Raw genomic sequence first — 14317 nt, 5'->3', positions numbered from 1 at the left:
CCCCCATGTCAGAACGTCTCCAAAATGACGTGGATCCGATCGAAACTCGCGACTGGCTACAGGCGATCGAATCGGTCATCCGTGAAGAAGGTGTTGAGCGTGCTCAGTATCTGATTGATCAGCTGCTTTCTGAAGCCCGCAAAGGCGGTGTGAAGGTTGCTTCAGGTGCAGGGGCTAGCAACTACGTAAACACGATTGCCGTTGAAGACGAACCGGAATACCCGGGCAATCTGGATCTGGAACGCCGTATCCGTTCTGCAATCCGCTGGAACGCCATCATGACCGTTCTGCGCGCGTCCAAGAAAGACCTGGAACTGGGTGGCCACATGGCGTCCTTCCAGTCTTCTGCGACCGTTTACGAAGTGTGTTTCAACCACTTCTTCCGTGCAGCTAACGAGAAAGACGGCGGCGATCTGGTGTACTTCCAGGGCCACATCTCTCCGGGCATCTATGCACGTGCATTCCTGGAAGGTCGTCTGACTGAAGAGCAGATGAACAACTTCCGTCAGGAAGTTCACGGTAAAGGTCTGTCTTCTTACCCACACCCTAAACTGATGCCAGAATTCTGGCAGTTCCCGACAGTATCCATGGGTCTGGGCCCAATCGGTGCTATCTATCAGGCTAAATTCCTGAAATATCTGGAACACCGTGGTCTGAAAGACACCTCTGAACAGACCGTCTACGCCTTCCTGGGCGATGGCGAGATGGATGAGCCAGAATCGAAAGGCGCAATCACCATTGCGACCCGTGAGAAACTGGACAACCTGTGCTTCATCATCAACTGTAACCTGCAGCGTCTGGATGGTCCGGTAACCGGTAACGGCAAGATCATCAACGAACTGGAAGGCATCTTCGCAGGTGCTGGCTGGAACGTTATCAAAGTGATGTGGGGTTCCCGTTGGGACGAACTGCTGCGTAAAGACACCAGCGGTAAACTGATCCAGCTGATGAACGAAACCGTTGACGGTGACTACCAGACCTTCAAATCCAAAGACGGTGCCTACGTTCGTGAGCACTTCTTCGGTAAATATCCTGAAACCGCAGCACTGGTTGCAGACTGGACTGACGAACAGATCTGGGCTCTGAACCGTGGCGGCCACGATCCGAAGAAAATTTACGCTGCACTGAAAAAAGCGCGTGAAACCAAAGGTAAAGCGACTGTAATCCTGGCCCATACCATCAAAGGTTACGGCATGGGTGATACCGCAGAAGGTAAAAACATCGCTCACCAGGTTAAGAAAATGAACATGGACGGCGTGCGTTATATCCGCGACCGTTTCAACGTTCCAGTGACCGATGAGCAGGTAGAAAACCTGTCTTACATCACCTTCCCTGAAGGTTCTGAAGAGCATAAGTACCTGCACGAACGTCGTCAGGCGCTGAAAGGCTACCTGCCAGCTCGTCAGCCTAACTTCACCGAGAAGCTGGAACTGCCAGCGCTGGAAGATTTCTCTCAGCTGCTTGAAGAGCAGAACAAAGAGATCTCTACCACTATCGCTTTCGTTCGTGCCCTGAACGTGATGCTGAAGAACAAGTCGATCAAAGATCGTCTGGTTCCAATCATTGCCGACGAAGCGCGTACTTTCGGTATGGAAGGTTTGTTCCGTCAGATCGGTATTTACAGCCCGAACGGCCAGCAGTACACCCCGCAGGACCGTGAGCAGGTTGCTTACTACAAAGAAGACGAGAAAGGTCAGATCCTGCAGGAAGGTATCAACGAGCTGGGCGCAGGCGCATCCTGGCTGGCTGCTGCGACCTCTTACAGCACCAACAACCTGCCGATGATCCCGTTCTACATTTACTACTCCATGTTCGGGTTCCAGCGTATCGGTGACCTGTGCTGGCAGGCAGGCGACCAGCAGGCTCGCGGCTTCCTGATCGGTGGTACTTCTGGTCGTACGACCCTGAACGGTGAAGGTCTGCAGCACGAAGATGGTCACAGCCATATTCAGTCTCTGACTATCCCTAACTGTATCTCTTACGACCCGTCTTACGCGTACGAAGTGGCAGTCATCATGCATGACGGTCTGCAGCGCATGTACGGTGAAGCGCAAGAGAACATTTACTACTACATCACCACGCTGAACGAAAACTACCACATGCCGGCCATGCCAGCAGGTGCCGAGGAAGGTATCCGTAAAGGTATCTACAAACTCGAAACCGTTGCAGGTAGCAAAGGTAAAGTTCAGCTGCTGGGCTCCGGTTCTATCCTGCGTCACGTACGTGAAGCGGCACAGATCCTGGCGAACGACTACGGCGTTGGCTCTGACGTGTACAGCGTAACGTCCTTCACTGAACTGGCGCGTGATGGCCAGGATTGTGAGCGCTGGAACATGCTGCACCCAATGGAAACGCCACGCGTTCCATACATCGCTCAGGTGATGAACGACGCGCCTGCGGTTGCGTCTACTGACTATATGAAACTGTTCGCTGAGCAGGTTCGTACTTACGTACCGGCTGATGATTACCGCGTACTGGGTACTGACGGCTTCGGTCGTTCTGACAGCCGCGAAAACCTGCGTCACCACTTCGAAGTGGATGCATCTTACGTGGTTGTAGCAGCACTGGGCGAACTGGCTAAACGTGGCGAAATCGATAAGAAAGTGGTTGCGGACGCAATCACCAAATTCAACATCGATGCAGATAAAGTTAACCCGCGTCTGGCGTAAGAGGTAAAAGAAGAATGGCTATCGAAATCAAAGTACCGGACATCGGGGCTGATGAAGTTGAAATCACCGAGATCCTGGTCAAAGTGGGCGACAAAGTTGAAGCTGAACAGTCGCTGATCACTGTAGAAGGCGATAAAGCCTCTATGGAAGTTCCGTCTCCTCAGGCTGGCATCGTTAAAGAGATCAAAGTCTCTGTTGGCGATAAAACCGAGACTGGCAAACTGATCATGATTTTCGATTCCGCCGACGGTGCAGCAGCTGCTGCACCTGCGCAGGAAGAGAAGAAAGAAGCTGCTCCTGCGGCTGCTGCACCAGCAGCTGCTGCGGCAAAAGAAGTCAACGTGCCTGACATCGGCGGTGACGAAGTAGAAGTCACTGAAATCCTGGTGAAAGTGGGCGATACCGTTACGGCTGAGCAGTCCCTGATCACCGTAGAAGGCGACAAAGCCTCTATGGAAGTGCCGGCGCCATTCGCAGGTACGGTTAAAGAGATCAAGATCAACACCGGTGACAAAGTTTCTACCGGCTCTCTGATCATGATCTTCGAAGTGGCAGGTGCTGCACCTGCTGCCGCACCTGCTCAGGCTGCTGCGCCAGCGCCGGCCGCTGCACCTGCTGCTGGCGGTGCGAAAGATGTCAACGTACCTGACATCGGTGGTGACGAAGTTGAAGTCACCGAAGTGATGGTAAAAGTGGGCGACAAAGTTGCTGCTGAACAGTCATTGATTACCGTTGAAGGCGACAAAGCGTCTATGGAAGTACCCGCGCCATTCGCGGGTACCGTTAAAGAGATCAAAATCAGCACCGGCGACAAAGTGTCTACGGGCTCTCTGATCATGGTCTTCGAAGTGGAAGGCGCTGCGCCAGCTGCTGCTCCGGCTGCCGCTGCTGCACCAGCACCTGCCGCTGCACCGGCTCAGGCGGCTAAACCTGCTGCTGCCCCTGCTGCAAAAGCAGAAGGTAAATCTGAGTTCGCTGAGAACGACGCTTACGTTCACGCTACGCCACTGATTCGTCGCCTGGCGCGCGAATTCGGTGTAAACCTGGCAAAAGTGAAAGGGACTGGCCGTAAAGGTCGTATCCTGCGCGAAGACGTTCAGGCCTATGTGAAAGACGCGGTGAAACGCGCTGAAGCTGCCCCTGCTGCTGCCGCTGGCGGCGGTATCCCGGGCATGCTGCCATGGCCGAAAGTGGACTTCAGCAAGTTCGGTGAAATCGAAGAAGTGGAACTGGGTCGTATCCAGAAAATCTCTGGTGCCAACCTGAGCCGTAACTGGGTGATGATCCCGCACGTTACGCACTTCGACAAAACGGATATCACCGATCTGGAAGCGTTCCGTAAACAGCAGAATGCCGAAGCTGAGAAGCGTAAACTGGACGTGAAATTCACCCCAGTCGTCTTCATCATGAAAGCCGTTGCTGCGGCGCTTGAGCAGATGCCACGCTTCAACAGCTCCCTGTCCGAAGATGGCCAGAAGCTGACGCTGAAGAAATACATCAACATCGGTGTTGCGGTTGATACGCCAAATGGTCTGGTTGTTCCGGTCTTTAAAGACGTGAACAAGAAGAGCATCACTGAGCTGTCCCGTGAACTGACCACCATCTCCAAAAAAGCGCGTGATGGTAAGCTGACTGCCGGCGAAATGCAGGGCGGCTGCTTCACTATCTCCAGCATCGGCGGCCTGGGTACTACCCACTTCGCACCGATTGTTAACGCGCCGGAAGTGGCTATCCTTGGTGTGTCCAAGTCCGCGATGGAACCGGTATGGAATGGCAAAGAGTTCGTGCCGCGTCTGATGATGCCAATCTCTCTGTCCTTCGACCACCGCGTGATCGACGGTGCTGATGGTGCGCGTTTTATCACCATCATCAACAACACCCTGAGCGACATTCGCCGCCTGGTGATGTAATCGAAAAGCCGGCCAGTCGGCCGGCTTTTTTCTGTTAATCTCATGTGGTCTGTGAGGTTATTGGCGAAAAGCGACAATTCGTGAGCCGTTTGTTGTTTCAAAATTGTTAACAATTTTGTAAACTGCGGGCGGATAGAACGTCCCGGTGGATGAAGGGCGACAAGTACCTGGACCGCCGGAAATCAATAAGAGGTCATGATGAGTACTGAAATCAAAACTCAGGTCGTGGTACTTGGGGCAGGCCCGGCGGGTTACTCTGCTGCCTTCCGTTGCGCTGATTTAGGTCTGGAAACCGTAATCGTAGAACGCTACAACACCCTCGGTGGTGTTTGCCTGAACGTAGGCTGTATCCCTTCTAAAGCTCTGCTGCACGTTGCGAAAGTTATCGAAGAAGCCAAAGCACTGGCTGAACACGGTATCGTCTTCGGCGAGCCGAAAACCGATATCGACAAGATTCGTACCTGGAAAGAGAAAGTTATCACTCAGCTGACCGGTGGTCTGGCAGGTATGGCCAAAGGCCGTAAAGTGAAAGTGGTAAACGGTCTGGGTAAATTCACCGGCGCGAACACCCTGGAAGTGGAAGGCGAAAACGGCAAAACCGTTATTAACTTCGACAACGCGATCATCGCTGCGGGTTCCCGTCCAATTCAGCTGCCATTCATTCCACATGAAGATCCACGCGTGTGGGATTCCACCGATGCGCTGGAGCTGAAATCCGTACCTAAGCGTATGCTGGTTATGGGTGGCGGTATCATCGGTCTGGAAATGGGTACCGTGTACCATGCGCTGGGTTCAGAGATCGACGTGGTTGAAATGTTCGACCAGGTTATCCCGGCTGCCGATAAAGACATCGTTAAAGTCTTCACCAAACGTATCAGCAAGAAATTCAACCTGATGCTGGAAACCAAAGTGACTGCCGTTGAAGCAAAAGAAGACGGTATTTACGTTTCCATGGAAGGCAAAAAAGCCCCTGCCGAACCACAGCGTTACGACGCCGTGCTGGTGGCTATCGGCCGTGTACCGAACGGTAAAAACCTCGACGCGGGCAAAGCAGGCGTGGAAGTGGACGACCGTGGCTTCATCCGCGTTGACAAACAGCTGCGCACCAACGTGCCGCACATCTTTGCTATCGGCGATATCGTCGGTCAGCCAATGCTGGCGCACAAAGGTGTTCACGAAGGTCACGTTGCCGCTGAAGTTATCGCCGGCATGAAACACTACTTCGATCCGAAAGTGATCCCATCTATCGCTTACACCGAGCCAGAAGTGGCATGGGTGGGTCTGACTGAGAAAGAAGCGAAAGAGAAAGGCATCAGCTACGAAACCGCCACCTTCCCGTGGGCTGCTTCTGGCCGTGCTATCGCTTCCGACTGCGCAGACGGTATGACCAAACTGATCTTCGACAAAGAGACTCACCGTGTGATCGGTGGTGCGATTGTCGGTACCAACGGCGGCGAGCTGCTGGGTGAAATCGGTCTGGCTATCGAAATGGGTTGTGACGCTGAAGACATCGCGCTGACTATCCACGCTCACCCGACTCTGCACGAGTCTGTTGGCCTGGCGGCAGAAGTGTTCGAAGGTAGCATCACCGACCTGCCTAACGCGAAAGCGAAGAAGAAATAAGTTTCTTCATGATTGCGAAACGCCTCCTCCGGAGGCGTTTTTTTTTGCCTGTGTTATGGGGCGACCGGTTGCCAGGTGTGATCCAGGTGATAAGCAGGTAACGCCTGCGCTTTCTTCTCTGACTCGCTACCGAGGTCCGACTGATACACCTTGTCGGTCTGGTTTATTACAAAGCTCATCACGCCCGTCTGACCGTAGCTGACTGGCCAGGCCACCATGGCAAAACCGTTTTTATCCGGCAGGATGCGAAAACGGTAGCCGTGATAGCCAGTGCCGGGTTCTTTCGGGCTGAAGGCCGGACCGAGTGGGCTGGGGGCTTCGCCGGGCGAGGCCGGCCAGTATAAGCCGTCTTTTTTGCCGGCTGAGCTGACAATCTTCTGCGCATATTTCTGGTTCAGCGCAAAATAGCTTTGCTGTGCATCCACATACGCGTGCAGCGCCTCGATGGCGGCGAGCTCGTTGCGGCCAATCTCGCGGGTCAGGATCTCTTCAGCCCCTTCTTTGATATCAAATTGCCAGCCAGAGGCGGTTTTGATCACCGGAATAGGTAGCTGCCAGTCGCTGTCACCGACCACAAGATGTGCCTTATTCCCGTCAACGACCGTATTGTGCCGAACTTTCCAGTCGCGCAGGAAGCGATCCACGGCATCAGGATCCACCCCTTCCGGCGGCAGGAAATCACGCCAGTTCTCACCGAGCAGGGTGTTCATCGCGCTTTCATTTTGCTCACTGATGGCGCTGGCCAGCGCATCGGTTGCCTGGTCTGGCGTGCTGAAAGATTGCTGCGCCATTGCGGCGGCCGACAGCATGAATAACGCGAACCCACTGAGTAATTTGCTTTTCATGTCGGCTTCCTTAACGGTGACGGAATTCACGGTGTTCAGCACGCCCGGTAGACGTCTGGCGCGGTTGCTGATGGCGGGCAGCCTGTTGCCTGCTCTGGGCGCCTCGCTGCTGCTGGGCTTGCCAGTTGGCGGAACGACTGTCGTTACCGCTGAGCGCATTGGCGCGCGGCTGGCTACTCCGCGCAGGCTGCGAAACCCGTTTCTCTTGCCTTTGCGTGGTGGTCGGGCGACTGTCTCGCGTCTTAGCGGCTGTCCGCTGTGCCGTTTGCGGTTTGGTGTCGTAGCCCCGGTAGTTGTTGCGCTGGGAAATTTGCTTCAGCTGGGCGGTTGACGCCTGACGCTGTGCATCTTTGGTGCCCGGACGCGCGGTTTGCGGGAAGGTTTTTCCCGTTGATTTCTCCATCTGGCTCAGCGCAGCCTGCCGTTGGCTGTCCCGGTTGACCGGTTTTTGCTGCGTCGCGCTTAGCCCCGTTGCCGTGTTCGTTGAGTGGAAGCGATTGTTGAGCGTGTTGGTGGGATAGGGCACTCCTTCACGATAGGCCGGGTTATGCTGCCAGGTGCGGTTGGCGTCCGTCAGGCGCTGGCCGCTGATTTTATTAAAGTTCTCAACGTTGATATTGATGTTGTTATCACCGTTGCGGTTATAGCCGCCGTGGTGATCCCAGTCGTCATCATGGTGGTGATCCCAGTCATCGTCATCATCCCAGTCGATGTTGCTGAAAATAGCGTAGGTTGTCGCCACACCCAGGCTGAACCCTAAGCCTTTGACCAGGCTGTCCGTAAACTGCTCTCCCGGGGAGGGCGGTAAATAGACGGGCGGATAAGCGGTGTTCGGCCAGGTGCCATACACGGTATTCGGGTTGTAGGTGGGAACGTAAACCACCTGCGGGTCGGCGGACTCAATTTTAATGACCGTCGGGGCTGACGTCGTGGCGGTGCTTGTTGTCTGGCTGGTGGCCGTTTTCGCCGGGGCCGGTTTTGTCTCGGTGGTGACCGTTTGCTGCGGTGTTGATTGCAATGCACCGGTTTGCTGCGCCAGCAAACGCAGACGTTGCACGGAATCCATCACATCTTTCGGCTGCGCGAGAAACGCGTCGCCCAGGCTCTGCACCCAGGGTGGATTTTCGCCCATCAGGGACATCAGTTGAGGAAACGCCACCAGTGATTTTACGCTCGGATCCCAGGGTTGATTCGCCACGGCCTGAATGGCGGCATCGCCCTGCAGTTTAGGGTTGTCTTTTGACCACTGTGCCGCCTGGATGACGTTGGCCGGGTAAGTCGAAGCCATCAAAATTTGCGATAGCAGGGCATCCGGGTAGAGCGCGATGGGGGCGACCCACTGATCAATTTGCGCGGCCGTGTAGGCTGGCGCGGCGACCGGTGCTGGCTGAACGGCAGGGGCGGCAGGCGGCGCAGCCGGTTGTTGTGCGACGGGGGCAGGAGCCACAGGCTCCGTTGCGCGGCTTTTAACGAACATGACGCCTGAGGCGGCAAACAGCCCGACACTGCACAGAAGGACAAGCAGTTGTGGCTTAAAGGGCAACTTCATAAAATGACTCCAACGAGACAAGCGCTGTGCCGTGAGGCGTTACGGTTGGCGTGAGTATCAATCACCCGTCTTTTACTGTTTTGACTTTTGTGGGGAATCATCCGGTACGTCCGGATAAAGAGTGTGAGTATTTATTACACAATTATATCGGATGGCTGAAATGCCGCCGGAATATTCAGAAGGTCGCACTCACGGTTTTTGCAGTCAGAATTCGTTGCACCTGCCCGCTACACCATGCTTAACGATTCAGCAAATTTTTTAATGTTGCTTTTTTGTAAACGGATTAACACTGTGCAGAAATCCTGCTATGCTGCCCGACGCGGTATCGGGCATTTACCCTACAAACTGCTGTCTCACAGGAGCGTGAAGAGAACGCCCGCCGCATATGACAATGAGAGCGAGGAGAACCGTCGTGCTAGAAGAATACCGTAAGCACGTAGCAGAACGTGCCGCCGAGGGAATTGTACCCAAACCTTTAGATGCAACCCAAATGGCCGCGCTCGTCGAGCTGCTGAAGAACCCGCCTAAGGGCGAAGAAGAATTCCTGTTAGATCTGTTGATCAACCGTGTACCGCCTGGCGTAGATGAAGCTGCCTACGTAAAAGCCGGATTCCTTGCCGCCGTCGCCAAAGGCGAAGCAACCTCCCCACTGGTTACTCCTGAAAAAGCTATTGAACTGCTCGGTACCATGCAGGGTGGCTACAACATTCATCCGCTGATTGACGCACTGGATAACGACACGCTGGCACCGATTGCCGCCAAAGCGCTCTCCTCAACGCTGCTGATGTTCGATAACTTCTACGATGTGGAAGAAAAAGCCAAAGCCGGCAACGCCTACGCGAAACAGGTTATGCAATCCTGGGCCGATGCCGAATGGTTCCTGAACCGTCCTGCACTGGCTGAAAAAATCACCGTTACCGTCTTCAAAGTGACCGGTGAAACTAACACCGATGACCTCTCTCCGGCTCCGGATGCGTGGTCTCGTCCTGATATTCCTCTGCACGCGCTGGCGATGCTGAAAAATGCCCGTGAAGGTATTGAGCCGGATCAGCCGGGCAGCGTTGGCCCGATCAAACAGATCGAAGCTCTGCAGGAAAAAGGTTTCCCGCTGGCATACGTCGGTGACGTAGTGGGTACCGGTTCGTCCCGTAAGTCCGCGACCAACTCCGTACTGTGGTTCATGGGCGATGACATCCCTCATGTGCCTAACAAACGTGGCGGCGGCCTGGTGCTGGGCGGCAAAATTGCGCCAATCTTCTTCAACACCATGGAAGATGCGGGCGCACTGCCGATCGAAGTGGATGTCTCTAACCTGAATATGGGCGACGTGATTGACGTTTACCCGTTCAAAGGTGAAGTGCGCAACCACGAAACCAACGAACTGCTGGCGAGTTTTGAGCTGAAAACCGACGTGCTGATTGACGAAGTGCGTGCCGGTGGCCGTATTCCGCTGATCATCGGTCGTGGCCTGACGACCAAAGCGCGTGAAGCGCTGGGTCTGCCGCACAGCGACGTGTTCCGTCATGCGAAAGATGTGGCGGAAAGCAATCGTGGTTACTCCCTGGCGCAGAAAATGGTGGGTCGCGCCTGCGGCGTCGCCGGTGTCCGTCCTGGCGCGTACTGCGAACCGAAGATGACCTCTGTGGGGTCTCAGGACACCACTGGCCCAATGACCCGTGATGAACTGAAAGACCTGGCGTGCCTGGGCTTCTCTTCTGACCTGGTGATGCAGAGCTTCTGTCACACTGCCGCGTATCCGAAGCCGGTTGACGTGACCACGCACCACACGCTGCCTGACTTCATCATGAACCGTGGCGGTGTGTCGCTGCGTCCGGGTGACGGTGTTATTCACTCCTGGCTGAACCGTATGCTGCTGCCTGATACCGTCGGTACCGGTGGTGATTCCCATACCCGTTTCCCAATCGGTATCTCCTTCCCAGCGGGCTCGGGGCTGGTGGCGTTTGCTGCTGCGACCGGCGTGATGCCGCTGGATATGCCAGAATCGGTTCTGGTGCGCTTCAAGGGTAAAATGCAGCCGGGTATCACCCTGCGTGACCTCGTGCATGCTATCCCTCTGTATGCCATCAAACAGGGGCTGCTGACCGTTGAGAAGAAAGGGAAGAAAAACATCTTCTCTGGCCGTATTCTGGAAATTGAAGGTCTGCCGGATCTGAAAGTCGAGCAGGCATTCGAACTGACCGATGCGTCCGCGGAGCGTTCTGCTGCTGGCTGTACCATCAAGCTGAACAAAGAGCCGATTATTGAGTATCTGACCTCTAACATCGTGCTGCTGAAGTGGATGATTGCTGAAGGCTACGGCGACCGTCGTACGCTGGAGCGCCGTATCCAGGGCATGGAAAAATGGCTGGCGGATCCACAGCTGCTGGAAGCCGATGCTGACGCAGAATACGCGGCAGTGATCGACATCGATCTGGCGGATATCAAAGAGCCAATCCTGTGTGCACCGAACGATCCGGACGACGCGCGTCTGCTTTCCGACGTTCAGGGCGACAAGATCGACGAAGTGTTCATCGGATCCTGTATGACCAACATCGGCCACTTCCGTGCTGCCGGTAAGCTGCTGGATACCCACAAAGGCCAGCTGCCAACGCGTTTGTGGGTGGCTCCGCCAACCCGTATGGATGCGGCTCAGCTGACCGAAGAGGGCTACTACAGCGTGTTCGGTAAGAGCGGTGCGCGTATCGAAATTCCTGGCTGTTCCCTGTGTATGGGTAACCAGGCGCGCGTGGCTGACGGTGCGACGGTGGTTTCCACCTCTACCCGTAACTTCCCGAACCGTTTAGGTACCGGTGCTAACGTCTACCTGGCCTCTGCGGAGCTGGCGGCGGTTGCGGCACTGATTGGTAAACTGCCAACGCCGGAAGAGTACCAGACCTTTGTGGCTCAGGTGGATAAGACGGCGGTAGATACCTATCGCTATCTGAACTTCGACCAGCTCTCTCAGTACACCGAGAAGGCTGACGGGGTTATCTTCCAGACGGCAGTATAAACAGCTAAACCGTCTTCACGGAGGCGGTTTTGTGTTTGCACCCTCTCCTGTGGAGAGGGACGGGGTGAGGGCATCAGACCGCAAGGTCTTGCTCTCACCTTTTTATTTTCATTCCTCCTGCCTCCCACGCTTTTTTTCTTCTTCTCTGCTGCGATAATTAGCGTAATGGCTTTGCAGAGGAAAATACTATGGATTACGAATTTCTGCGCGACATCACCGGAGTGGTGAAAGTGCGTATGTCGATGGGCCACGAAGCCGTTGGACACTGGTTCAACGAAGAGGTGAAAGAGAATCTCGCCCTTCTGGACGAAGTTGAACAGGCGGCAAATACGGTGAAAGGCAGTGAACGCTCCTGGCAACGTGCCGGGCACGAATACACGCTGTGGATGGATGGCGAAGAGGTGATGGTGCGTGCCAACCAGCTTGAATTCTCCGGTGATGAGATGGAAGAGGGGATGAGCTACTACGATGAAGAGAGTCTGTCGCTGTGCGGCGTAGAAGACTTTTTACAAGTCGTGACGGCGTACCGGGCGTTCATGAAACAGAAATAGCACACCGGAGCGTCCTTGCTCCCAGCGCGGCTTACACGGTCGGAATATTGCGGCCGTAGTAGATTTCGCGCATCTCTTTCCAGAGCAGGTCAGTAATGGCCTTGCGCTCTTCTTCGCTTAAATCTTCTGGTCGGGTATGGAACATGTAGTGCTTAAGGTCGAACTCCTTAAGTAACATCTTGGTATGGAAGATATTTTCCTGATACACGTTCACATCCATCATGTCATATAGCGACTTCATGTCGTCGGACATAAAGTTCTGAATGGAATTGATCTCGTGATCGATAAAGTGCTTCATGCCGTTAATGTCACGGGTAAAGCCTCGCACGCGATAATCAATCGTCACGATATCGGATTCCAGCTGGTGGATTAAATAGTTCAGCGCGTTCAGCGGGGAGATCACGCCGCAGGTCGACACTTCGATATCGGCACGGAAGGTACACAGCCCGCCTTCAGGATGGCTTTCCGGATAGGTGTGCACGCAGATGTGGCTTTTATCGAGATGGGCGACGACCACTTCCGGCAGCGGGCCCGGATGTTCTGTTTTATCGATAAGTTGAGGGTCGACCGGCTCTTCGCTGACCAGAATCGTGACGCTGGCACCCTGAGGTTCATAATCCTGACGGGCGATATTCAGGATATTCGCGCCGATAATCGAACAGGTTTCTGACAGGATCTCGGTCAGACGGTTGGCATTGTAGAGTTCATCGATATAGGCGATGTAACCATCGCGTTCTTCCGCTGTTTTGGCATAGCAGATATCGTAAATACAAAAACTCAGGCTTTTGGTCAGGTTGTTAAAGCCATGCAGTTTAAGCTTTTTCAATTAGCTCACCCCCTTAGTGGATAATGCGTCTTGCAGGTACTGCGGTAAGGCAAACGCTGCGGTATGAACTGCCGGATTGTAGTAACGGCACGTAAGACCGGCCTGGTGGAAGCGGGCCTGAATAATTTCGGTGGAAAGATGGCGCAGTACGTCGTTATCTGTCGCCCAGGCAAAGGTCATGATCCCGCCGTAGTACGTCGGAATAGCGGCCTGATAGAAGCTGACATCGCCAAAATAGGTGCTTAGCTTGCGGTGGCTGTCGAGGGCTTCATCCTGTTGCAGGAAGCAGACGCCGTTTTGTGCCACGAAAATCCCGCCCGGCTTCAGGCAGCGCTTGCAGCCTTCGTAGAAATCGGAGGTAAACAGCGATGCGCCGGGACCGATCGGGTCGGTACAGTCGGAGATAATAACGTCGAAGGTCTGGGTCGTCTGATTAACGAAGTTAACCCCATCATCAATGACCAGACTGAAGCGCGGATCGTCATAGCTACCGGCGTTATGGTTCGGCAGGTACTGACGACAGAAAGAGACCACGCCGGCATCAATTTCCACCATCGTAATGGTTTCGATGGATTGATGGCGGGAGACTTCACGCAGCATTGCGCCATCACCACCACCGATAATCAGAACATGCTTCGCATGCCCGTGTGCCAGTAGTGGGACGTGGGTCATCATCTCATGATAGATAAACTCGTCACGCTCGGTCGTTTGCACAACACCATCCAGCGCCATCACGCGGCCAAAGGCGGCATTCTCAAAGATGATCAGATCCTGGTGATCGGTTTTCTCATGATAGAGTACGTTATCAACGGCAAAGTACTGACCAAACTGGTCATGCAGTGTTTCATGCCACAACGTGTGGTCGGCCATACGCGGACTCCTCCTTTGTTAACATCCGTTACGCTCACAAAAAATGAGCGAAACATGATAGCTAACTATAACCGTGGTTGCACGGCTATAGGCTCAACAAGGGGGCGTCGGGAAGGTTATTTCACGTAGGCGAGCAGGCTGAGTGAATCGCGAGCCAGCGCTTTGCATTTTTTGGCGGTAGGGATACCAATACCGCTTAAATCGCGGTAGCTGTCTTCGCCGAGCGCCTTCATGTCGAAGCTATCGTAGTTGCTGAGATCCCATTGGTTTTGCTGGGCAAAAAAGACCAGTGCGCGACGAATCTGCCCGTTGGGCAAATTCTGGTAACCACAATCGTTTTTCAGAAAGACAAAAACTGCCGTCAGATCGGCCATATCTTCCGCTTCATTTTCACTCAGCGCGTAACTGTTCGCACACATCGCCATCAGGCTACCGAACAAAATTGTTCTGAAAAACGTCTTCAT

10 protein-coding genes are annotated in these 14317 nt (G+C 54.3%); 5 read left to right on the top strand and 5 right to left on the bottom strand.

What is annotated here, in order from left to right:
- Positions 1-5 precede the first annotated feature (5 nt).
- The 3 genes from aceE (at position 6) to lpdA (ending at position 6202) form a co-directional block, all read left to right on the top strand.
- Positions 6-2669 (top strand): pyruvate dehydrogenase (acetyl-transferring), homodimeric type, encoded by a 2664-nt coding sequence (gene aceE, locus QRN24_RS12035; RefSeq protein WP_014168653.1) that lies wholly within the window; start codon positions 6-8, stop codon positions 2667-2669.
- 14 nt (positions 2670-2683) lie between these two features.
- On the top strand, positions 2684-4579 hold the full coding sequence (aceF, locus tag QRN24_RS12030; protein ID WP_025205387.1) for a pyruvate dehydrogenase complex dihydrolipoyllysine-residue acetyltransferase: 1896 nt from the start codon (positions 2684-2686) through the stop codon (positions 4577-4579).
- A 198-nt stretch (positions 4580-4777) separates the two neighbouring features.
- Positions 4778-6202, top strand: coding sequence for a dihydrolipoyl dehydrogenase (lpdA, locus tag QRN24_RS12025; protein WP_020882589.1), 1425 nt, complete (start codon positions 4778-4780; stop codon positions 6200-6202).
- A gap of 53 nt (positions 6203-6255) precedes the next feature.
- Here the strand turns inward: lpdA and QRN24_RS12020 are convergent, their stop codons facing one another.
- A complete protein-coding gene (locus QRN24_RS12020; protein ID WP_284942742.1) occupies positions 6256-7047 on the bottom strand; it encodes a DUF2950 family protein in 792 nt (263 codons plus the stop codon).
- Between the two features lie 10 nt (positions 7048-7057).
- Complete coding sequence (locus QRN24_RS12015) at positions 7058-8596, bottom strand: DUF3300 domain-containing protein (protein WP_148576527.1); 1539 nt, start codon at positions 8594-8596, stop codon at positions 7058-7060.
- 412 nt (positions 8597-9008) lie between these two features.
- Here QRN24_RS12015 and acnB point away from each other — a divergent pair, with 412 nt between their 5' ends.
- Both acnB and yacL read left to right on the top strand, forming a co-directional pair.
- A complete protein-coding gene (acnB, locus tag QRN24_RS12010; protein WP_020882592.1) occupies positions 9009-11606 on the top strand; it encodes a bifunctional aconitate hydratase 2/2-methylisocitrate dehydratase in 2598 nt (865 codons plus the stop codon).
- 188 nt (positions 11607-11794) lie between these two features.
- A complete protein-coding gene (yacL, locus tag QRN24_RS12005; protein WP_014168659.1) occupies positions 11795-12157 on the top strand; it encodes a protein YacL in 363 nt (120 codons plus the stop codon).
- A 31-nt stretch (positions 12158-12188) separates the two neighbouring features.
- On the opposite strand, the gene speD is transcribed toward yacL, so the two are convergent.
- From speD to QRN24_RS11990, 3 genes are all read right to left on the bottom strand, one after another.
- On the bottom strand, positions 12189-12983 hold the full coding sequence (gene speD / locus QRN24_RS12000; RefSeq protein WP_014168660.1) for an adenosylmethionine decarboxylase: 795 nt from the start codon (positions 12981-12983) through the stop codon (positions 12189-12191).
- Complete coding sequence (gene speE, locus QRN24_RS11995; RefSeq protein WP_014168661.1) at positions 12984-13853, bottom strand: polyamine aminopropyltransferase; 870 nt, start codon at positions 13851-13853, stop codon at positions 12984-12986. It lies immediately after the preceding gene.
- 116 nt (positions 13854-13969) lie between these two features.
- Positions 13970-14317 (bottom strand): YacC family pilotin-like protein, encoded by a 348-nt coding sequence (locus QRN24_RS11990; RefSeq protein ID WP_014882582.1) that lies wholly within the window; start codon positions 14315-14317, stop codon positions 13970-13972.

It is taken from the genome of Enterobacter sp. MEB024 (assembly GCF_030209635.1).
Classification (GTDB): Bacteria; Pseudomonadota; Gammaproteobacteria; order Enterobacterales; family Enterobacteriaceae; genus Enterobacter; species Enterobacter ludwigii.
This window is presented reverse-complemented; position numbering and strand designations above follow the sequence as displayed.

Bases quoted from the DNA above. Each gene is read 5' to 3' on its own strand.
- QRN24_RS12020 (WP_284942742.1), bottom strand. From the start codon at position 7,047: ATGAAAAGCAAATTACTCAGTGGGTTCGCGTTATTCATGCTGTCGGCC.
- speE (WP_014168661.1), bottom strand. From the start codon at position 13,853: ATGGCCGACCACACGTTGTGGCATGAAACACTGCATGACCAGTTTGGT.
- yacL (WP_014168659.1), top strand. From the start codon at position 11,795: ATGGATTACGAATTTCTGCGCGACATCACCGGAGTGGTGAAAGTGCGT.
- lpdA (WP_020882589.1), top strand. From the start codon at position 4,778: ATGAGTACTGAAATCAAAACTCAGGTCGTGGTACTTGGGGCAGGCCCG.
- QRN24_RS11990 (WP_014882582.1), bottom strand. From the start codon at position 14,317: ATGAAGACGTTTTTCAGAACAATTTTGTTCGGTAGCCTGATGGCGATG.
- QRN24_RS12015 (WP_148576527.1), bottom strand. From the start codon at position 8,596: ATGAAGTTGCCCTTTAAGCCACAACTGCTTGTCCTTCTGTGCAGTGTC.
- aceF (WP_025205387.1), top strand. From the start codon at position 2,684: ATGGCTATCGAAATCAAAGTACCGGACATCGGGGCTGATGAAGTTGAA.
- aceE (WP_014168653.1), top strand. From the start codon at position 6: ATGTCAGAACGTCTCCAAAATGACGTGGATCCGATCGAAACTCGCGAC.